Origin of the sequence: Vulcaniibacterium thermophilum, from assembly GCF_007923255.1 — a bacterium.
Classification (GTDB): Bacteria; Pseudomonadota; Gammaproteobacteria; order Xanthomonadales; family Xanthomonadaceae; genus Lysobacter_F; species Lysobacter_F thermophilum.
On the sequence record NZ_VOHJ01000018.1, the window covers coordinates 21,105 to 40,067 of the forward strand.

The window sequence follows — 18,963 nt, forward strand, 5'->3', positions numbered from 1 at the left end:
GCGGCGGGAGAGGGGCTTCGTTCGTCGTGCCCTGCTCACGGCTGCTTCTTCCCCATTCCCCATTCCCTGTTCCCGATTCCCTGTTCCCCTTTCCCACTTCCCCGTTCCCCGTTCCCCGTTCCCCGTTCCCTGCCCCCCACCCATGCTCCACATCGAAACCCACGGCACCGGCCCGGCCATCGCGCTGATCCACGGCTGGGCCATGCACGGCGGCCTGTTCGCGCCGCTGGTCGAACGCCTGGCCGCGCGCTACACGCTGCACCTGATCGACCTGCCCGGACATGGCCACGCGCGCGCCAGCGCGCTGCCGCTCGATCCTGATGCGCTTGCGCCGCAACTGGCCGACGCCGTGCCCGACGCGGTCTGGCTGGGCTGGTCGCTGGGCGGGCTGTTCGCGCTGCGCACCGTGCAGCACGCGCCGGCGCGCGCGCGCGGGCTGGTGATGGTGGCGTCCTCGCCGCGCTTCGTGGCCGGCGAGGACTGGGCGCACGGCGTGCGGCCATCGCTGTTCCGCGAATTCGCCGAGGCGCTGGAGCGCGATTTCCGCGGCACGCTGGACGGTTTCCTGGCGCTGGAGGCGCTCGGTTCGGCCAGCGCGCAGGAGGAACTGCGCCGCCTGCGCGCGCAGGCGTTCCTGCGCGGCGAGCCGGCGCCGCGCGCGCTGCTGGAGGGCCTGGCGCTGCTCGATCGCGCCGACGTGCGCGGCGAGTTGCCGGCGTTGCCGGTGCCGAGCCTGTGGATCAGCGGCCGCCGCGACCGGCTGGTGCCGGCCGGGGCGATGCCCGCTGCGGCGGTGCTGGCGCCGGAATCCGAAAGCGTGGCGATCGCCAACGCCGGCCACGCGCCGTTTCTGGGCGCGGCCGACGAGGTCGCGCAGGCGATCGACCGCTTCGCCCAGCGCGCGTTCGCGGCGGCCGCCGGAGCGGCTGCAGGAGCGGCTTCAGCCGCGACCGCGCGTTCGCCGGGTGTGGAAGTCGCGGCTGAAGCCGCTCCCGCAGAAGGCGATGGGCGATGAGCGACGTGTTCGACCACCGCCAGGTGCGGCGCGCGTTCTCGCGCGCGGCGGAAAGCTACGAAAGCGCGGCCGCCCTGCAGCGCGAGGTCGAAGCGCGCCTGCTCGAATCGCTCGACTACCTCGGCGAGCGCCGGCCTTCCCGGGTGCTCGACGTCGGCAGTGGGCCCGGCACCGCCGCGCTGGCGATGCAGCGCCGCTGGCCGGACGCGCAGGTGATCGCGCTCGACCTTGCGCTGCCGATGCTGGCGCACGCGCGCGAGCACCTCGCCGCGCGTCCGCTGCGCGAGCGGCTGCCGTGGAAGCGCACGCCGGCGCTGGTGTGCGCCGATGCGCGCGCGCTGCCGCTGCCGGATGCCAGCGTCGATGTGCTGGTGTCCAACCTGTGCATCCAGTGGATCGAGGACCTGCCGGCGCTGTTCGCCGGCTTCCGCCGCGTGCTCAGGCCGGACGGGCTGCTGCTGCTGTCGACGTTCGGCGCCGACACGCTGGTGGAGCTGCGCGCGGCGTTCGCGCAGGCCGACGAGGCGCCGCACGTCAGCCCGTTCGCCACGATCGCGCAGTTCGGCGATGCGCTGATGAGCGCCGGCTTCCGCGACCCCGTGCTCGACCGCGACGTGTTCGCGCTCGGCCACCCGAATCTCGCCAGCCTGATGCGCGAGCTGCGCGCGCTCGGCGCCACCAACGCGTTGACCACGCGCCGACGCAGCCTCACCGGGCGCGCGCGCTTCGCCCGCGCCGAGGCCGCCTACGAAACGCTGCGCACGCCGGAAGGCGAACTTCCGGTGACGTGGGAAGTGATCTACGCCCACGCCTGGGGCCCGCCGCCCGGCGCGCCGATCCGCGTGGGCGGCGTGGACGAGGTGCGGGTGCCGGTGTCCAGCCTGCGGGTGCGCCGCCGATGAGCGCCGCGCACCGCCGCACCGCGCTGGCCGCGGTGGCGATCGCCCTGCTGTCGGCGCTGTTCTTCACCAGCACCTACGTGCTCAACCGCGCGGCGGCGGTGGACGGCGGGCACTGGGCGTGGACCGCCGCGCTGCGTTACCTCATCACCCTGCCGCTGCTGTTGCCGCTGATGCGCTGGCAGGGCGGGATCGCGCCGGTGTGGCGGGCGCTCCGCGCGCATCCCGGGCCGTGGCTGCTGTGGAGCGGGATCGGCTTCGTGCTGTTCTACCTGACGCTCGCCTATGCCGCCGACAGCGGGCCGTCGTGGCTGGTCGCCGGCACGTTCCAGCTCACGGTGATCGCCGGCATGCTGTGCGCGCCGCTGCTGTACCGCGACCACCGTGCGCGCGTGCCGCGTGCCGCGCTCGCGGCGGGGCTGGTGATCGTCGCCGGCGTGCTGCTGATGCAGTGGGGCCATGCCGGCGGCGCGCTCGACCGCGCCGGCTGGATCGCGCTGGTGTGCGTGGCGGTGTCGGCGTTCGCCTATCCGCTCGGCAACCGCGGCCTGCTGCTGCATCTGGAACACGCCGGCGTGCACCTCAACGCCACCCAGCGCGTGTTCGGCATGACGCTGGCGAGCCAGCCGCTGTGGTGGGCGGTGGCCGCGTTCGCGTTCGCGCGCAGCGGTGCGCCTTCGGGCGGGCAGGTGGCGCTGGCCGCCGGGGTCGCGCTCGGCGCCGGCGTGATCGCCACCGTGCTGTTCTTCCAGGCCACCGGCATGGTGCGTCGCGAACCGACCGCGCTCGCCGCGGCGGAGGCGATGCAGGCGGCGGAGATCCTGTTCGCCACCGCGTTCGGCGCGCTCTGGCTGGGCGAGGCGTGGCCGAGCGGACAGGCGGCGCTCGGCGCCGTGCTGGTGGTCGCCGGCATCGTCGCGATCAGTTGGGCGGCGGCGCGGCAGGGGCCGATGGCGCCGACGCCGTAGGCTCGAGCCGGAACATCACGCGCCCTTCGTACGGCGTGCCGAGCGGATGCACGCGCCAGCCGAGCGCCTCGATCCGCCGGCGCAGCTCCGGCCAGCGTTCCTGCTTGGCGACCCAGACCACCCCCGGCTCGTGCTCGGCCAGTTCCTGCGCGAGGGTCTCGTCGTACTCGGGGTTGAAGCGCGAGTCCGGTTCCGGGTCGAGCGAAACCTTCTCGATCTGGGTGCCGGTGCCGAGATGAAGGTGCAGGCCGTAGCGCGCCATGTCCTCGACGAACACCACCTCGCCGATCGCGCCGCCGGCGCGCGCGCGGATCGCCTCGGCCCACGCGGCGGCGTTCTTGTGCGTCGGCCAGTACGCGGCCGCGGCTTTCAGCGCCAGCAGCAGCGCGGCCCACAGCGTCAGGAGCGCCGGCCGCGGCAGCCCGCGGCCTTCGGCCTGCCGCTGCCGCGCCACGATCACCGCCAGCGGCAGGAACAGCGGCAGCACGTAGAGCGGCAGCCGCGAGCGCGCGATGCAGAACACCAGCAGCGGCAGCAGCACCCACAGCGCCAGCATCACCCCGGCGGCATCGGCGTGGCGGACGGCGGGATCGCGCCAGCCGCGCACCTGCGTCGGCAGCGCGCGCAGCCAGCGCCACAGCGCCGGCGTCCACGGCAGCGTGCCGAGCAGCAGCGTGGGGCCGTACACCTTCAGCCAGCCGTACCACTCGCCGTTGCGGTCGAACTCGTTGGATGCCACCCGGCCGACCACCTCGTCGCCGAGGAAGTACGCCAGCAGTCCGGGATGATCGAGCGTCACCGCGACGTACCACGGCAGCGCCAGCGCCACGAACAGCGCCAGGCCGGCGAAGTGGAACACGCGATGGCGTCGGCGATCGGGCACCGCGTAGTCGAACGCCAGCACCACAAGCAGCCCGAGCAGCGCCGGCGGCCCCTTGGTCAGGAAACCGAGCGCGAACGCCGCCCACATCAGCGTCAGCCAGCGCAGCGGGTGCGCTCGCGGCGCGAAGCGGGCCTCGACGAACGCCCACAGCGCCGTGCCGGTGGCGGCGGCCAGCAGGAAGTCGGTGGTGATCATCTGCGCCGCGCCGAACGGCAACAGCATCGTCGCGTAGGCGAGCGCGGCCTGCGCCTGCGCACCGGGCGCCAGCCGCCGCGCCACCCGCCACGCCAGCCAGACGCACAGCAGATAGGCCAGCGCCGACGGCAGCCGCGCCGCCCACGGGTTGGCGCCGAATACGCCGACGCTGGCGGCGATCGCCCAGTAGGTCAGCGGCGGCTTGGTCCAGTGCCCGACCTCGTGGCTGCGCTTCGGATTCAGCCAGTCGCCGCTGTCGAGCATGTTGAGCGCGACGTTGGTGTAGCGGCCCTCGTCAGGATCCCAGATCCCGCGCGTGCCGAGGAAGCCCAGGGCCAGCACCAGCGCGAGCAGGGCGATGCGCCAGGCGGGGGAACGGAACAGAAGGGGCATGCGGGGAGCGTCGCGCAGCGGCCGTGGGCGGCGCGGGATCGGACCACCGGCGGCGCCGTTGGTTCACCGGCAAGGGGAGGAGAAGTTAGCGACGCCGCACGCCCTAAGCCCTCCCCTGTGTGCAGGGGAGGGTTGGGTGGGGTCGAGCGGGCGCCAACCTTGATCGGCCACCGCCCCACCCCCTCCCGACCACCCCCTGCCCGCTGCGCGGGCACGGGGAGGAGAAGTTAGCGACGCCGCACGCCCTAAGCCCTCCCCTGCATGCAGGGGAGGGTTGGGTGGGGTCGAGCGGGCGCCAGCCTTGATCGGCCACCGCCCCCCCCTCCCGCCCCCCCTGTGCCCTGCGCGGGCAAGGGGAGGAGAAGTTCGCGACGCCGCACGCCCTAAGCCCTCCCCTGCATGCAGGGGAGGGTTGGGTGGGGTCGAGCGGGCGCCAGCCTTCATCGGCCACCGCCCCACCCCTCCCGACCGCCCCCTGCCCGCCGCGCGGGCAAGGGGGGCCGTCCGCAGAAACGACGAGGCCCCTCGCGGGGAGGGGCCTCGGGTCCACCGGATGCCGGCGGCTTACTTCGCCACCGGCCGGCCGTCGGCGTCGATCACCTTGACCTCGCCGAGGTTCAAGGCGCGCACCGGCTGCTCGATCGTCTTCAGATCGCCGACCACCACCCAGGTGAGCGCATTCGGATCGAGCGTCTTCGCCGCCGCCTGCGCGTCCTGCGGCGTCATCGCCTCGTTGCGCGCCTTGTAGCGCAGGATGTAGTCGTCCGGACGCCCGTAGCGCAGGTTGGCGGCGATCATGCCGAGCACCGCCGAGCCGGTCTCGAAGCTGCCGGGCAGGCTGCGCGTGTTGCTGGCGCGGATCTTGTCGACCTCCTGCGGCGTGGCGGGCTTCTCGCCGCTGGCGAACGCGGCGATCTCCTTCTTCAGCTCGCCGATGGATTCCACCGTCTTGTCCGCCTGCACCGCCGCCGAGGCGATCCACGGCCGCTGGCCGAGCGCGTTCGGCGCGCTGCTGTAGGAGCCGTACGCCCAGTGCTTCTGCTCGCGCAGGTTCATGTTGAGGCGCGAGCTGAACTCGCCGCCGAGCACGCCGTTGGCGAAGTCGAAGTCGATCGTCTTCTCGTGTCCGGTCGGCGGGATCAACTGGGCGACGTAGATGTTGGTCTGGATCGCGCCGGGCTGGTCGACCAGGAACACGCGGTTGCCGTTCGGGCGCGCGGCCTCGGTCACCTGCGGCAGCTTCGGCGCGTCGGGGGCGGTTTTCCAGTCGCCGAAGCGCTTCTCCAGCAGCGGCACGATCCGCTCCAGCGTGGTGTCGCCGACCACGATGATGCGCGCCTTGTCCGGCTGCAGCCAGTTGCGGTGGAAGTCGACCAGGTCGGCGCGGGTCAGCGAGGCGATCGATTCCTCGGTGCCCGAGCCGGTGAACGGAATCGCATACGGGTGCCCTTCGCCGTAGAGCAGCGGCGGCAGCACGCGCAGCGCGGCGGTCTGCGGACGCGCCTTCTCCTGCTTGATGCCGGCGATCCACTGCGCGCGCACGCGCTCCATCTCGGCGGCGTCGAAGCGCGGGCGGCGCACGACGTCGGCGAACAGATCGAGCGACGGCTCCAGCTTGTCGGTCAGCGCCGACAGCGTCACCGACGCGCTGTCCAGACCGGCGCCGGCGCCGATCTCGGCACCGAGCGCCTCGCGCCGCGCGGCCAGGTCCAGCGCGCCGAGCTCGCCGGCGCCTTCGTCGAGCATCGCCATGGTGAAGCTGGCGGTGCCGAGCTTCTTGCCGAGGTCCGCCGTGTAGCCGCCCGGGAACTCGATCGTCAGTTGCACGATCGGCGTCTCGTGGCGCTCGGCCAGCACCACCTGCATGCCGTTGGACAGCGTGGCGCGCTGCAGCGCCGGGAACTTGAGGTCGGGGAAGCGCTCCGGCATCGGCGGCCCCTTGCTGCGGTCGACGTCGGTCTTGACCGTCCTGAAGCGCGGATCGGGCTTCGGCAGCGCGGCCGGCTGCGTGGCCGGCGCGGCGAGCTGGCGCTCCGGCAGCGCGGCGGCCGGCGTCTCGCTCGGCTTCACCAGCAGGGTGTGCGAGCCGGTGCCGAGCCACTTGCGGCCGACCGCCTGGATCTGCGCCGGGGTGGCGCGCATCAGCACGTCGAGCTCGCGCTTGTAGCAGTCCGGCTTGCCTTCGAACACCGCGCACGCGGCCAGTACGTCGGACTTGCCGCCGAAGCCGCCGATGCGCTCGATGCCGCGCACGAACGCGGCGCGCAGCGCGGTGCGCGCCTGCTCCAGCTCCTCCGCGGTCGGGCCCTGTTCGATCAGGCGCTTGAGCTCCTCGTCGATGATCGCCTCGACCTTCTTCGCGTCCACGCCCTGCTTGACGTCGGCGGTGACGAAGAACGTGCCGCTGATCTCGCTGTCCCACAGCGAGGCGCCGACGTTGTCGGCCAGCTTGTCCTGGTGCACCAGGCGCGCGTCCAGCCGCGAGGACGCGCTGCCGCCGAGGATCTGGGCGAGGATGCCGAGCAGGGTGGCGTCGTCGGTGCCGTTCTCGGCCACCGCCCAGGCGCGGTAGATGCGCTCCTGCGGCACGCGGTCGCCGATCTCCTCGCGGGTGTCCTGCGCGCGCTTGGGAATGTTGGTCTTCATGTCCGGCAGCGTGGCGCTGGCCGGGATGTCGCCGAAGTATTTGGTGACCTTCTCTTTCGCCGTTGCGACATCGATGTCGCCGGCCAGCACCAGCACGGCGTTGTTCGGGCCGTACCAGCTCTTGAACCAGGTCTTGACGTCCTCGAGCGTCGCCGCGTTGAGGTCGGCCATCGAACCGATCGTCTGCCAGCTGTACGGATGGCCGGGCGGATACAGCGCCTCGAACAGCCGGCCGAGGATGCGGCGGCCGTACGGCTGGTTGTCGCCCTGGCGCTTCTCGTTCTGCACCACACCGCGCTGCTCGTCGAGCGTCTTCTGGTCGATCGCGCCGAGCAGGTGGCCCATGCGGTCCGACTCCATCCACAGCGCCAGGTCGAGCGCGCTGGTCGGCACGTTCTGGAAGTAGTTGGTGCGGTCCTGGTTGGTGGTGCCGTTCTGGTCGGTGGCGCCGACCAGCTCGAACGGCTCGAAGAACTCGCCGCGGTAGTTCTCGCTGCCCTGGAACATCAGGTGCTCGAACAGGTGCGCGAAGCCGGTGCGGCCGGGCGTCTCGTTCTTGCTGCCGACGTGGTACCAGAGGTTGACCGCCACCACCGGCGCCTTGCGGTCGGTGTGCACGATCACGCGCAAGCCGTTCGGCAGGGTGAACTCCTCGTACGGGATCGACACGCTGGCCGCCTGCGCGGCTTCGGCGTGGACCGGCATCGGCGCGAAGGCGACGCCGGCGAGCGTGGCCGACAGCGCGAGCGCGAGCGTGGCGGCGCGGAGACGGACGGGGCGGAACTCCATGCGATTCATGCGGACTCCTTGGCGGTACCGGAAAGGCGACCGCCGATGGTAGGGCCTCACGCGGGCGCGGCACTAGGTCGTTGGTTGGGTGGGGTGGCGTGCAGGCGCCGGTCCGCGGGGCGCGCGTAGACTCGGCATCCCGCCCTTCCGTCACGTCATGACCCGACATTGCCTCGTCACCGGCGCCAATCGCGGTCTCGGCCTCGAGTTCGTGCGCCAGCTCCTGGCCCGCGGCGACCGCGTGGTCGCCACCGCGCGCCGACCGGCGCAGGCCCACGACCTGAACCGGCTGAGCGGCGAGCACCCGGGCCGCCTGCACGTGCTGCCGCTCGACGTCGCCGATCCGCGCTCGCATGCGGAACTGGCGCGCGAGCTGCCGCTCGCCGACGAGCACGGACTGGACCTGCTGGTCCACAACGCCGGCGTGATGGCGTCCGGCGAGCGCTTCGGGACGGTCGCCGCGCGCGATCTGGACAGCGCGTTCCGCACCAACGCCGCCGGCCCGTTCCTGCTGACCCAGGCGCTGGCCGCGCGGCTGGCGCCGGGCGCGAAGGTGGCGGCCATCGGCTCCAGCCTGGGGGCGATGTCGGCCACCGCCCGCTTCGGCACGCCGAGCTACGCGATCTCCAAGGCCGCGCTCAACATGGCGGTCGTGCAACTGGCGCACGCGCTGCGCGAGCGCGGCATCGCGGTGTACGCGCTCAACCCGGGCTGGGTGCGCACCGCGATGGGCGGCGAACGCGCGCCCCTGCTGCCGCAAGACTCGGTGGCGGCGATGCTGCGCACGCTCGACCGCCTCGCGCTGTCCGACAGCGGCGGGTTTTTCCAGTACGACGGCGAGCGGCTGGGGTGGTGAGCCACGCTCGATAGGGCCGCGAGCCACCATGGGAAAACGGGCCCGGCTCGCTCATCCTGAGGCCGACGAAGGATGCGGGGCGACGGGCGAGCATCCCGGTGGACTTCCGGCCGGTCATCCGGCGAACTCCCCAGCCGTCATCCGGCGAATGCCGGGATCCCTCGGAACGAATGCCGGCACCCTTCGCAATGGGCCCCGGCCTGCGCCGGGGCGACGGTCAACCGCAGCCCGCCCCCAATCCCCAGCCTCGCCCCCGCTCCCCGCTCCCCGCTCCCCGCTCCCCGCTCCCCGCTCCCCGCTCCCCGATTCCCGCTCCCCGCTCCCCGATTCCCGATTCCCGATTCCCGATTCCCGATTCCCGATTCCCGATTCCCGATTCCCGATTCCCCGATTCCCGATTCCCGATTCCCGATTCCCGATTCCCGATTCCCGATTCCCGATTCCCGGTTCCCGGTTCCCGGTTCCCTACCCCCCGATTCCCGCCCAATGTTCGACGTCCTGCTCTACCAGCCCGAGATCCCGCCCAACACCGGCAACGCGATCCGGCTGTGCGCCAACACCGGCGCGCGGTTGCATCTGATCCGGCCGCTCGGGTTCGACCTGGACGACAAGCAACTGCGCCGCGCCGGGCTGGACTACCACGAGTACGCCACCGTGCGGGTGCACGACGACCTCGACGCCGCGCTCGCGCATCTGCGCGCGGCCAACGGCGGGCAGGCGCCGCGGCTGTTCGCGTTCAGCACGCGCGCGCGGGTGCGCTTCGACACGCCCGCCTATCGCGAAGGCGACGCCTTCCTGTTCGGTCCGGAGACGCGCGGCCTGCCCGAGGCCGTGCTGGACGCGGTCCCGGACTCGCACCGCCTGCGCCTGCCGATGCGGCCGCACAGTCGCAGCCTGAACCTGTCGAACGCGGTGGCGGTGACGGTGTTCGAGGCCTGGCGGCAGCTCGGCTACGCCGGCGGCGGCTGAGCCGCCTCGCCAACGGCGCCGGCGCCCTTCACAATCGCAGGCCCGCGTTCCGCTGTGGAGAATCCGACCATGCGTCGATGGCTGCTGCCTGCCGCGTTCGTCCTGCTCGCCTCCGGCTGCGTCTGGGTCAAGCTCGCGCCCGGCGCCAAGGCGGTGCGCGTGCTGGCCCAGGGCGCCGCGCCGGCCGGCTGCGAGCAGCGCGGCGAGATCGCGGTGTCGGTGAAGGACAGCATCGGCTTCTACGAGCGCAACGACCTGCGCGTGCGCGACGAGCTGGAGACGCTCGCCCGCAACGAGGCCCCGGGCCTGCAGGCCGACACCATCCAGCCGCTGGGACCGCCGCTGAACGGCGAACAGCGCTTCGCCGCCTACCGCTGCGGACGCTGAACGCGTTCAGGCGGCTGCGGGGCGGCCGATGCGCCCCCAGGCCCGCCGGAGCGGGCTTTGCGCCCGATCCCGCCCGGCCCGCGCCGGCCGGCCCGGCCTTGACGCTGCGTTAACTAGAGTGCGGGCACGGCCGGAACCGGCTACCCTGTCCGGCTTCCGCGTACCGGGTTCCACGCATGCTGTTCCAACACGTCGCCATCGCCGGCCTGGCCCACATCGACGCCCCGCGGCGGCTCACCTCCGAGGAGATCCACTCGCGGCTGAAGCCGACCCTGGACCGCCTCGGCATCAAGTACAACGTGCTGGAGGAAGTGGCCGGCGTGCGCGAGCGGCGGCTGTGGGACGGCCCGGTGCGCGCCTCCGACGCCGCCACCCTGGCCGGCGTGAAGGCGCTGGCCGATGCCGGCATCGACGCCGACCGCATCGGCCTGCTGGTCAACACCTCGGTCAGCCGCGACTACCTCGAGCCGTCCACCGCCTCGATCGTGGCCGGCAACCTGCGCCTGCCCGACACCTGCCAGAACTTCGACGTCGCCAACGCCTGCCTCGCCTTCCTCAACGGCATGGACATCGCCGGCCGGATGATCGAGCGCGGCGAGATCGACTACGCGCTGGTGGTGGACGGCGAGACCGCCGACCTCGCCTACGAGAAGACGCTCGAGCGCCTCTCGCGCGCGGAGATCACCGAGCAGGACTTCCGCGACGAGATGGCCACGCTCACGCTGGGCTCGGGCGCGGCGGCGATGGTGCTGGCGCGCGCCGAACTCGCCCCCGGCGCGCCGCGCTACAAGGGCGGCGTGACCCGTTCGGCGACCGAGTGGAACCAGCTCTGCCGCGGCGACCTGCACCACGACCGCATGATCGCCGACGGCCGCATGCTGATGATCGAGGGCCTCAAGCTCGGCCAGAAGACCTTCACCGCGGCCAAGGCGGTGCTGGGCTGGGCGGTCGAGGAACTCGACCAGTTCGTGATCCACCAGGTCAGCAAGGCCCACACCCAGGCGTTCCTGCGCGCGTTCCGCATCGACCCGAAGAAGGTCATGACGATCTTCGGCGAGCACGGCAACATCGGCCCGGCCTCGGTGCCGATCGTGCTGTCCAAGCTGCGCGAGATGGGGCGCCTGAAGAAGGGCAACCGGATCGCCCTGCTCGGCATCGGCTCGGGCCTCAACTGCTCGATGGCCGAGGTGGTCTGGTGAGCGTGCAGGAAATTTTCGTTGGACCGGGGGCGGTGGCGTTTTAGGAAAGAAAGTGGTATCAGATTTTCCTTGGCGAGCCGGCGCTGATTTCCAAGGAAACGTCACAATGCCCTCCCGCGCCACCGGCCGCCACGTTGCCGGTTCCTTGGCAGGCCGTCCTTACCGGGCGTTCATCCCGGATCCTCTTCCGCCCGATCCGCCGCTTGACCTGTCGGAACAGGACCTCGTCGCGCGCAAAGAGCGCGCCGACCAGGCGCTCGGCCGGCTGGACGGCATCACCTTGATGCTGCCGGACCCGGAGCTCTTCCTCTACCAGTACGTCCGCAAGGAAGCGCTGCTGTCTTCGCAGATCGAGGGCACGCAGTCCTCGCTTTCGGACCTGCTGCTGTTCGAGCTGGATGAGGCACCCGGTGTGCCTGTGGACGACGTGGAAGAGGTCTCCAACTATCTCGCCGCGCTCAGCCATGGGCTTAGACGGTTGCGGAACGAGGACTTCCCGCTTTCGCTGCGCCTGATCCGGGAGATGCATGGCGTGCTGTTGCGAGGGGGGCGCGGCGCAGGCAGGCAGCCCGGCGAATTCCGCTCGGGCCAGGTGTGGATCGGAGGCAGCTCGCCTGCGAATGCGCATTTCGTGCCCCCGCCTCCCGAAGTGCTGCCGAGCCTGCTTGCCGATTTCGAACGCTTCCTCCACGCTCCCGCTTCGGATGCGTCCCCGCTGGTCAAAGCAGCACTGGCGCACGTGCAATTCGAGACGATTCACCCTTTCGCCGACGGCAATGGCAGGCTCGGCCGGCTGCTGATCGCGCTTATCCTCTGCAACGAGGGCGTTCTGCGCGAGCCCAGCCTCTATCTGAGCCTCTACTTCAAGCAACGTCGCGCGGAGTACTACGAACGCCTCAATGCCGTCCGCTCCAACGGCGACTGGGAAGGCTGGCTCGGCTTCTTCCTGGATGGCGTGGCGGAAACGGCCCAGCAGGCCGTGGACACGGCGCAACGCCTGCTCGCCCTGCTGCACCGCGACCGTGCCAGGATCGGTGCATTGGGGCGCCGCGCCGGAAACATCGGTCTGGTGTTCGAGCAGTTCGCACGCCGCGTCGTGCTGAACGTGCCGCAATTGCAGCCGCGAGTCGCGCTCAGTGGGCCTACCATCCGCGCCGCGATCGCTGCCCTGCAGGATATGGGACTGGTCGTGGAGCTCACGGGCCAGCAACGGCACCGTGTGTTCGCCTACCGGCAGTATCTGGACATCCTCAGCGAGGGTGCGCAGCCGTTGTGAGACGTCTTCAGCGCGCAGGCTCCGGCGGCACGTTGAGCACCATCCAGTACATGCCCAGCCGCTGCATCGCGGCGATGAACTGGTCCATGTCGACCGGTTTGCGGATGTAACTGTTGGCGCCGAGGCGGTAGCTCTCGACCATGTCGCCGTCGGTCTGCGAGGTGGTCAGCACCACCACCGGCAGCAGCCGCGTGCGCGGGTCCTCGCGCAGGCGGCGCAGCACCTCCAGGCCTCCCACCTTCGGCAGCCGCAGGTCCAGCAGCAGCAGGACCGGCAGCGGCAACGTGCCGCCGAGCAGGCGCTGCAGCGCCTCCTCGCCGTCGCGGGCGACCTCCAGCCGGTTGGCGACCCCGGCGCGCTCGAAGGCGATGCGCACCAGCTCGATGTCGTCCCGGTTGTCCTCGACCAGCAGGATGTGTCGGTCCATGTCCCGCTCCGCGCCCCCGTGACCGTGCCGGCCCGGCACCCGGGCGGCTCGCCCGAGCATAGTCCGGTTGGCCGCATCCGGGGGTGGGTGCGGGCGCCGGCGGGCGGGCGCCGGCAACCGTTCAGCCGGGCCGCGTCGCCGCCTCCAGCGCGGCCAGCGCGGCCAGCGCCTCCTCGCGGCCGCCGCCGCACATCGCCGGCTCCGGACGCAGCGCCGCGCATACGACCGGGCGCTCGGGGCGGCCGAACAGCCGGCAGCGGCCGGCATCGTCGAGCTGCACACAGGGCACGCCGGCCGGCTTGCCGTGCGGCATTCCGGGGATGGCCGAGCTGATCGAGGGCGCGATGCAGCAGGCGGCGCAGCCGGGACGGCAGTCCATCAGTCGGCGGTGACCAGGGCGTCGTCGCGGGCGCGCAGGGCCTCGTACACCGGGTCGGTCTCCGGGCGTACGCCGTGCCAGCGCTCGAAGCTGTCGGCGGCCTGTTCGACCAGCATGCCGAGGCCGTCGATGCAGTCGTGCGCACCGGCCGCGCGCGCCCACGCCAGGAACGGAATCGCCGCCTCGCCGTAGCTCAGGTCGACCGCGGCGGCGCGTACGCCCAGCAGCTTGACCGGCAGCGCCGGGAACGCGTTTCCGCGGCCGGCGCTGGTGGCGTTGACGATCAGATCGAAGGTGCCGAGTTCGCCGATGTCGTCCCAGTAGCGCGGGTGCACGCGGCCCGGCTGGCCGAGCGCGTCGGCCAGCGCGTCGGCGCGCTCGGGCGTGCGGTTGACGATGAAGAGATCGCCGATGCCGGCATCCAGCAGCGCCGGCGCCACGCCGCGCGCCGCGCCGCCGGCGCCGAGCAGCAGCGTGCGGCGCGCGCGCAGGTCCAGCCCCTGGCGGCCGGTGAGATCGCGCACCAGGCCCGAGCCGTCGGTGTTGTCGCCCTCCCAACCCTCGGCCACGCGCACCAGCGTGTTGACCGCGCCGGCGCGGCGCGCGCGTTCGCTCAGGCGGACGCACAGGGCGGCGGCCTGTTCCTTCAGCGGCAGGGTGACGTTCGCCCCCGCACCGCCGGCCGCGGCGAACTCGGCCAGCAACGTCTGGAAGCGCTCGTGCGGGGCGTCGATCGCGCGGTAATCGAGATCGATGCCGGTCTGCCGCGCGAACGCGGCGTGGATGCGCGGCGACAGCGAATGCGCGATGGGATGGCCGAAGACCGCGTAGTGCTTGCTCATGACCGCTCCGGGCGGGAGGACGTCCTGCGGCCCGAGTGTACGCGGCCGCCCGTGCGCGGGCGCGTCACGGCCGACGCGGCCCGCGCGGGGAGGCGCAGGCGCTCAGCCCTCGCGCAGCCAGCGCGCGGCGTCGAGGGCGAAGTAGGTCAGCACGCCATCGGCGCCGGCGCGCTTGATCGACACCAGCGCCTCCAGCGCGCAGGCGCGCTCGTCCAGCCAGCCGTTCTGCGCGGCGGCCTTGAGCATCGCGTACTCGCCGCTGACCTGGTAGACGAACGTCGGCGCGCCGAAGCGTTCCTTCACCCGGCGCACGATGTCGAGATACGGCAGCCCCGGCTTGACCATCACCATGTCGGCGCCTTCGTCGAGGTCGAGCGCGACCTCGCGCAGCGCCTCGTCGGCATTGGCCGGGTCCATCTGGTAGGTGGTCTTGTTGCCCTTGCCGAGCGCGCCGGCGGAACCGACCGCGTCGCGGAACGGCCCATAGAAGCTGGAGGCGTACTTCGCGCTGTAGGCGAGGATGCGGGTGTGGATGTGGCCTTCGGCCTCCAGCGCCTGGCGGATCGCGCCGATGCGCCCGTCCATCATGTCCGAGGGCGCGACCACGTCGGCGCCGGCGCGCGCGTGCGACAGCGCCTGCTTCACCAGCGCCTCGACCGTCTCGTCGTTGACCACGTAGCCGCTGGCGTCGAGCAGGCCGTCCTGGCCGTGCGCGGTGTACGGATCGAGCGCGACGTCGGTGATCACGCCGAGCTGCGGGAAGCGCTGCTTGAGCGCGCGCACCGCGCGCTGCACCAGGCCGTCGTCGGCCCACGCGGCGGCGGCGTCGAGCGACTTCGCCTCCGGCGCGGTGACCGGGAACAGCGCGAGCGCGGGAATGCGCAGCGCGCAGGCCTGTTCGGCGACGCGCAGCAGCTCGTCGATCGACAGCCGCTCGATGCCGGGCATCGAACCGACCGGCGCGCGGCCGTCCGGTTCGTGCACGAACACCGGGTAGATCAGGTCGTCGGCGGTGAGCACGTGCTCGCGCATCAGCCGGCGCGAGAACTCGTCGCGGCGCATGCGCCGCAGTCGGGTGTGGGGGTAGCGCATGGCGCGCAGTGTACCCCGCACCTCCGCGCGGGACCTGTCGCCAATCAAATGCCGCGGTGCAGGCGGCGCGCTTCAGCGCGCCGCGTGCACCGTCGCCGCGCGCAGCCGCGGCGTGCCATCGACCACCTCGGTCCACACCACGTGCGGGGTGCCCTCGCGCAGCGCCAGTTGCGCGAACCCGGTGCCGCGGCCGCGGCCCTGCGGGCGGGCGACTTCGACCCGCTGCAACTCGCGCGACAGGTCCGGGGTCAGCCGCGCCAGCCACAGCGACTGCCCGTCCGCCGCCTCGCGCAGCCACAGCGCCCACACATCGCGGCCGTCGAACGCGACATCGACCCGGCCCTGCACTTCCGGGCCGTGGTCGAGCACGCGCGGCGCCGCGAAGCGCTCGCCGGCATCGGGGCTGTGCGCGAGCTTCACCGTCGGCACGCCGCCGGCGGCGGTGTACCAGGCGACCACCGCGTGCGCGGCGTGCGCGGCCACGGCCGGGCCATTGACCGGGCAGGCCGGCATCATCCAGCGATCGGCATGCACCGGCCGCGGTGCGTTCCAGCCCTGCGCGCCGTGGCGCATGGCGAAGATGTCGCGGATCTCGCCTTCGGCGCGGTCGCGGTACACCAGCAGCGTGCCGCGCGCGGTGGGCGCGGTGTCGGTCTGGCAGCAGTCGCAGGTGGAGGCGTCCAGCTCGCGCTCGTCATGGCGCGCGAGCGCGCCGTCGAACTGCGCGGTGCGCAGCGTCATCGCGCCGGCATGGCCGTCGCCGCCGGTGTGGCGGCCGTCCAGCCACGCCAGGCCGACGCGGTCGGGCGCCGCCGCCCACATCGTCACGAAGCCGTGCTCGGTCGGCGTGCCGTCGTCGTTCACCCGCAGCGGCGCGCTCCAGCTCGCGCCGCCGTCGGCGGAGCGCGCGAGCACGACGTCGTAGGCGTAGGTCGCGGCGGCGGATTTGCGCAGCCAATGCGCCCACAGCGCGCCGTCCGCGGTGGCGGCGATGTGCGGGGTGTCGGCCCAGTTGACGAACCAGTCGCCGCCTTCGGCGATGGTACGCGGCGCGCTCCAGCGCGCGCCGTCGAAACGGGCGAAGCGCAGCGCGTGGTGCGTCTTGTCGCGACTTTCGATCCACGACAGCAGCAGCGCGCCGTCCGGCGCGACGACCAGATCCGGCTGCGCGGCGCGCGTGTCGGCGGTCGGCAGCGGCCACGGGCTCACCCGCAACAGCGACGCCGGTTGCGGTTGCGCCTGCGGCGTGCCGCTCGCGGCGCGTTCGCCGCCGCAGGCGGCGAGCGCCAACGCCAACGTGGAGGCGACGAGCAGGGAATGGACGGGTGGTCGCATGGCGGGCTCCGCTGGAAGCCATCAGCCTAGCGCATGCGGCCGGGCGCCCGATGCGTGGGAGGAGCGGTCGATTCGCGTCCATCCGTGGCAATCCGTGGCCACACGAACCGCGGGTCAGGGCACCCGCTTCGTAGGTTGGGCTGAGCCGGAGGCGAAGCCCAACAGGCACGAAGCCCCGGGGTTGGGCTTCGCTGCGCTCAGCCCAACCTACGCGGTCAGGTCACGCCACCCGGCTGCGGCGCGCACGGGTGAGGTGCACCAGCAGCAGCGAGATCGCCGCCGGGGTCACGCCCGGAATGCGTTGCGCCTGGCCGATGGTTTGCGGCCGCACGCGCTGCAGCTTCTGCAGCACCTCGGCGGACAGCCCGCGCACCTGCGCATAGTCGAAATCCTCGGGAATGCGCGTGGCCTCGTGGCGCTGCTGGCGCGCGATCTCCTCGCGCTGGCGCTCCAGGTAGCCGGAATACTTCGCATCGATCTCGACCTGCTCGGCGACCGCAGGATCGTCCACCGCGGGGGCGAGCGACGGCACCCGCATCAGCGCGGCGTAGTCGAGTTCGGGGCGCTTGAGCAGATCGAGCGCCGGCGTCTCGCGCGCGATCTCGACACCGAGCGTACCGGCGATCTCGCGGCCGAGCGCGTTGTTCGGCGCCGCCCACAGCGCGCGGAGGCGCGCGCTCTCGCGCTCGATCGCCGCGCGCTTGCGGTCGAAGCGTTCCCAGCGCGCGTCGTCGACCAGCCCCAGCTCGCGGCCGATCGGCGTCAGCCGCAGATCGGCGTTGTCCTCGCGCAGTTGCAGGCGGTACTCGGCGCGCGAGGTGAACATGCGGTACGGCTCGTTGGTGCCGTGGGTGGTGAGGTCGTCGACCAGCACGCCGAGGTAGGCCTCGTCGCGGCGCGGGCTCCAGCCCTCCAGGCCACGCACGAAGCGCGCGGCGTTGACGCCGGCGAGCAGGCCCTGCGCGGCGGCTTCCTCGTAGCCGGTGGTGCCGTTGATCTGCCCGGCGAAGAACAGCCCGGCGATCGCCTTGGTCTCGAGCGTGGTCTTCAGTCCCCGCGGATCGAAGAAGTCGTACTCGATCGCATAGCCGGGGCGGGTGATGTGCGCCCGCTCGAAGCCGCGGATCGAGCGCACCAGTTCGAGCTGCACGTCGAACGGCAGCGAGGTGGAGATGCCGTTCGGATAGATCTCGGCGACGTCGAGCCCTTCCGGTTCGACGAAGATCTGGTGCGAGGGCTTCTCGGCGAAGCGCACCACCTTGTCCTCGATCGACGGGCAGTAGCGCGGGCCGATGCCTTCGATCTGGCCGGTGTAGAGCGGCGAGCGGTCGAGCGCGTTGCGGATGATGGCGTGCGTGCGCTCGGTGGTGTGGGTGATCCAGCACGACACCTGGCGCGGATGGTCGGCGGTCGAGCCCATGAACGAGAACACCGGGCGCGGATCGTCGCCGGGCTGTTCCTCCATCACCGCATAGTCGAGCGTGCGGCCGTCGATGCGCGGCGGCGTGCCGGTCTTGAGCCGGTCCACCACGAACGGCCCTTCGCGCAGCCTGTGCGCCAGCGTCACCGCCGGCGGATCGCCGGCGCGGCCGGCGGCGTAGGTGGTCTGGCCGATGTGCACCTTGCCGGCGAGGAAGGTGCCGGCGGTGAGCACCACCGCGGGGGCGTGGAAGCGCAGGCCGGTGTTGGTGAGCACGCCTTCGACCCGGCCGCGCTCGAACAGGATGTCGTCGACCGCGGCCTGGAACAGGGTGAGGCCCGGCTGGTTCTCCACCGCGCGGCGGATGAAGGCGCGGTACAGCGCACGGTCGGCCTGGCAGCGGGTGGCGCGCACCGCCGGACCCTTGCTCGCATTGAGCCGGCGCCACTGGATGCCGGCGGCGTCCGCCGCGCGCGCCATGATCCCGCCGAGCGCGTCGATCTCCTTGACCAGGTGGCCCTTGCCGATGCCGCCGATCGCCGGGTTGCAGCTCATCGCGCCGACCGTCTCGACCGAATGGGTCAGCAGCAGCGTGCGCGCCCCGGCGCGCGCCGCGGCCAGCGCGGCTTCGGTGCCGGCGTGGCCGCCGCCGACCACGATCACGTCATAGCGGTAGAAGGAGTCGCTCACGGTCAACCTCGTCGGGAATGCCGGCACCGTCGGTGACTAGGCTCGCGCGTCCTGCGCTCGCCAAGTCACCCCGCCCTCGGCTCCTGCCTCGGGCGCTCGTCGCGGCGCGCGCCGGTGGCGCGCAAGCGCCGCGCCTCGCCCGGCGTGGCCGCCGCCGACCACGATCACGTCATAGCGGTAGAAGGAGTCGCTCACGGTCAACCTCGTCGGGAATGCCGGCACCGTCGGTGACTAGGCTCGCGCGTCCTGCGCTCGCCAAGTCACCCCGCCCTCGGCTCCTGCCTCGGGCGCTCGTCGCGGCGC

Annotated in this window: 16 protein-coding genes; 8 read left to right on the forward strand and 8 right to left on the reverse strand. The window is 72.4% G+C overall.

Going from position 1 to position 18,963, the window contains the following annotated elements:
- Positions 1–142: 142 nt before the first annotated feature.
- Genes bioH through FQY64_RS08890 form a run of 3 tightly spaced genes read left to right on the forward strand, consistent with a single transcriptional unit; the run spans position 143 to position 2,882 of the window.
- On the forward strand, positions 143–1,015 hold the full coding sequence (gene bioH / locus FQY64_RS08880; RefSeq protein WP_146473909.1) for a pimeloyl-ACP methyl ester esterase BioH: 873 nt from the start codon (positions 143–145) through the stop codon (positions 1,013–1,015).
- Positions 1,012–1,917 (forward strand): malonyl-ACP O-methyltransferase BioC, encoded by a 906-nt coding sequence (gene bioC / locus FQY64_RS08885; RefSeq protein ID WP_146473910.1) that lies wholly within the window; start codon positions 1,012–1,014, stop codon positions 1,915–1,917. Before bioH ends, bioC begins: the two co-directional genes overlap by 4 nt.
- Positions 1,914–2,882, forward strand: coding sequence for a multidrug resistance efflux transporter family protein (locus FQY64_RS08890; protein ID WP_146473911.1), 969 nt, complete (start codon positions 1,914–1,916; stop codon positions 2,880–2,882). The genes bioC and FQY64_RS08890 overlap by 4 nt, the downstream gene beginning before the upstream one ends.
- Here the strand turns inward: FQY64_RS08890 and FQY64_RS08895 are convergent.
- Together FQY64_RS08895 and FQY64_RS08900 are read right to left on the reverse strand one after the other, a co-directional pair.
- The gene (locus tag FQY64_RS08895) at positions 2,836–4,353 is read right to left on the reverse strand and encodes an ArnT family glycosyltransferase (protein WP_146473912.1); all 1,518 of its coding nucleotides are present in this window, start codon (positions 4,351–4,353) and stop codon (positions 2,836–2,838) included. The two genes, FQY64_RS08890 and FQY64_RS08895, sit on opposite strands and share 47 nt — an antisense overlap.
- Before the next feature lie 564 nt (positions 4,354–4,917).
- Entirely contained in the window at positions 4,918–7,797 is a 2,880-nt protein-coding gene (locus FQY64_RS08900; protein WP_229814859.1) for a M16 family metallopeptidase, read from the reverse strand.
- 148 nt (positions 7,798–7,945) lie between these two features.
- Between FQY64_RS08900 and FQY64_RS08905 the strand changes: the two genes are divergently transcribed.
- The 5 genes from FQY64_RS08905 to FQY64_RS08925 all read left to right on the forward strand — a co-directional run bounded on the left by FQY64_RS08905 (position 7,946) and on the right by FQY64_RS08925 (position 12,475).
- Positions 7,946–8,644: an SDR family oxidoreductase gene (locus tag FQY64_RS08905; RefSeq protein WP_146473913.1), complete on the forward strand. Its 699-nt coding sequence runs from the start codon at positions 7,946–7,948 to the stop codon at positions 8,642–8,644.
- Between the two features lie 486 nt (positions 8,645–9,130).
- The gene (locus FQY64_RS08910) at positions 9,131–9,613 is read left to right on the forward strand and encodes a tRNA (cytidine(34)-2'-O)-methyltransferase (protein WP_146473914.1); all 483 of its coding nucleotides are present in this window, start codon (positions 9,131–9,133) and stop codon (positions 9,611–9,613) included.
- 69 nt (positions 9,614–9,682) lie between these two features.
- Positions 9,683–10,000, forward strand: coding sequence for a DUF4156 domain-containing protein (locus FQY64_RS08915; RefSeq protein ID WP_146473915.1), 318 nt, complete (start codon positions 9,683–9,685; stop codon positions 9,998–10,000).
- A gap of 176 nt (positions 10,001–10,176) precedes the next feature.
- Positions 10,177–11,199, forward strand: coding sequence for a 3-oxoacyl-ACP synthase III (locus tag FQY64_RS08920; protein ID WP_146473916.1), 1,023 nt, complete (start codon positions 10,177–10,179; stop codon positions 11,197–11,199).
- A 106-nt stretch (positions 11,200–11,305) separates the two neighbouring features.
- Complete coding sequence (locus tag FQY64_RS08925; protein ID WP_186760908.1) at positions 11,306–12,475, forward strand: Fic family protein; 1,170 nt, start codon at positions 11,306–11,308, stop codon at positions 12,473–12,475.
- A gap of 7 nt (positions 12,476–12,482) precedes the next feature.
- Here the strand turns inward: FQY64_RS08925 and FQY64_RS08930 are convergent, their stop codons facing one another.
- The 6 genes from FQY64_RS08930 to mnmG all read right to left on the reverse strand — a co-directional run bounded on the left by FQY64_RS08930 (position 12,483) and on the right by mnmG (position 18,660).
- Positions 12,483–12,902, reverse strand: a complete 420-nt coding sequence (locus tag FQY64_RS08930; protein WP_146473917.1) for a response regulator — start codon at positions 12,900–12,902, stop codon at positions 12,483–12,485.
- Between the two features lie 121 nt (positions 12,903–13,023).
- The gene (locus FQY64_RS08935; protein WP_146473918.1) at positions 13,024–13,281 is read right to left on the reverse strand and encodes a YkgJ family cysteine cluster protein; all 258 of its coding nucleotides are present in this window, start codon (positions 13,279–13,281) and stop codon (positions 13,024–13,026) included.
- A complete protein-coding gene (gene aroE, locus FQY64_RS08940; RefSeq protein ID WP_146473919.1) occupies positions 13,281–14,123 on the reverse strand; it encodes a shikimate dehydrogenase in 843 nt (280 codons plus the stop codon). The genes FQY64_RS08935 and aroE overlap by 1 nt, the downstream gene beginning before the upstream one ends.
- Positions 14,124–14,225: 102 nt before the next feature.
- The gene (gene hemB, locus FQY64_RS08945) at positions 14,226–15,215 is read right to left on the reverse strand and encodes a porphobilinogen synthase (RefSeq protein ID WP_146473920.1); all 990 of its coding nucleotides are present in this window, start codon (positions 15,213–15,215) and stop codon (positions 14,226–14,228) included.
- Positions 15,216–15,287: 72 nt separating this feature from the next.
- Positions 15,288–16,550 (reverse strand): sialidase family protein, encoded by a 1,263-nt coding sequence (locus FQY64_RS08950; RefSeq protein WP_146473921.1) that lies wholly within the window; start codon positions 16,548–16,550, stop codon positions 15,288–15,290.
- A gap of 220 nt (positions 16,551–16,770) precedes the next feature.
- Entirely contained in the window at positions 16,771–18,660 is a 1,890-nt protein-coding gene (mnmG, locus tag FQY64_RS08955; RefSeq protein ID WP_146473922.1) for a tRNA uridine-5-carboxymethylaminomethyl(34) synthesis enzyme MnmG, read from the reverse strand.
- Positions 18,661–18,963: the final 303 nt, after the last annotated feature.

Coding starts and splice junctions, on each gene's coding strand:
- FQY64_RS08930 (WP_146473917.1), bottom strand. CDS start 12,902: ATGGACCGACACATCCTGCTGGTCGAGGACAACCGGGACGACATCGAG.
- FQY64_RS08890 (WP_146473911.1), top strand. CDS start 1,914: ATGAGCGCCGCGCACCGCCGCACCGCGCTGGCCGCGGTGGCGATCGCC.
- FQY64_RS08900 (WP_229814859.1), bottom strand. CDS start 7,797: ATGAATCGCATGGAGTTCCGCCCCGTCCGTCTCCGCGCCGCCACGCTC.
- FQY64_RS08915 (WP_146473915.1), top strand. CDS start 9,683: ATGCGTCGATGGCTGCTGCCTGCCGCGTTCGTCCTGCTCGCCTCCGGC.
- FQY64_RS08920 (WP_146473916.1), top strand. CDS start 10,177: ATGCTGTTCCAACACGTCGCCATCGCCGGCCTGGCCCACATCGACGCC.
- FQY64_RS08925 (WP_186760908.1), top strand. CDS start 11,306: ATGCCCTCCCGCGCCACCGGCCGCCACGTTGCCGGTTCCTTGGCAGGC.
- aroE (WP_146473919.1), bottom strand. CDS start 14,123: ATGAGCAAGCACTACGCGGTCTTCGGCCATCCCATCGCGCATTCGCTG.
- FQY64_RS08950 (WP_146473921.1), bottom strand. CDS start 16,550: ATGCGACCACCCGTCCATTCCCTGCTCGTCGCCTCCACGTTGGCGTTG.
- bioC (WP_146473910.1), top strand. CDS start 1,012: ATGAGCGACGTGTTCGACCACCGCCAGGTGCGGCGCGCGTTCTCGCGC.
- FQY64_RS08905 (WP_146473913.1), top strand. CDS start 7,946: ATGACCCGACATTGCCTCGTCACCGGCGCCAATCGCGGTCTCGGCCTC.
- FQY64_RS08935 (WP_146473918.1), bottom strand. CDS start 13,281: ATGGACTGCCGTCCCGGCTGCGCCGCCTGCTGCATCGCGCCCTCGATC.
- FQY64_RS08910 (WP_146473914.1), top strand. CDS start 9,131: ATGTTCGACGTCCTGCTCTACCAGCCCGAGATCCCGCCCAACACCGGC.
- bioH (WP_146473909.1), top strand. CDS start 143: ATGCTCCACATCGAAACCCACGGCACCGGCCCGGCCATCGCGCTGATC.
- FQY64_RS08895 (WP_146473912.1), bottom strand. CDS start 4,353: ATGCCCCTTCTGTTCCGTTCCCCCGCCTGGCGCATCGCCCTGCTCGCG.
- hemB (WP_146473920.1), bottom strand. CDS start 15,215: ATGCGCTACCCCCACACCCGACTGCGGCGCATGCGCCGCGACGAGTTC.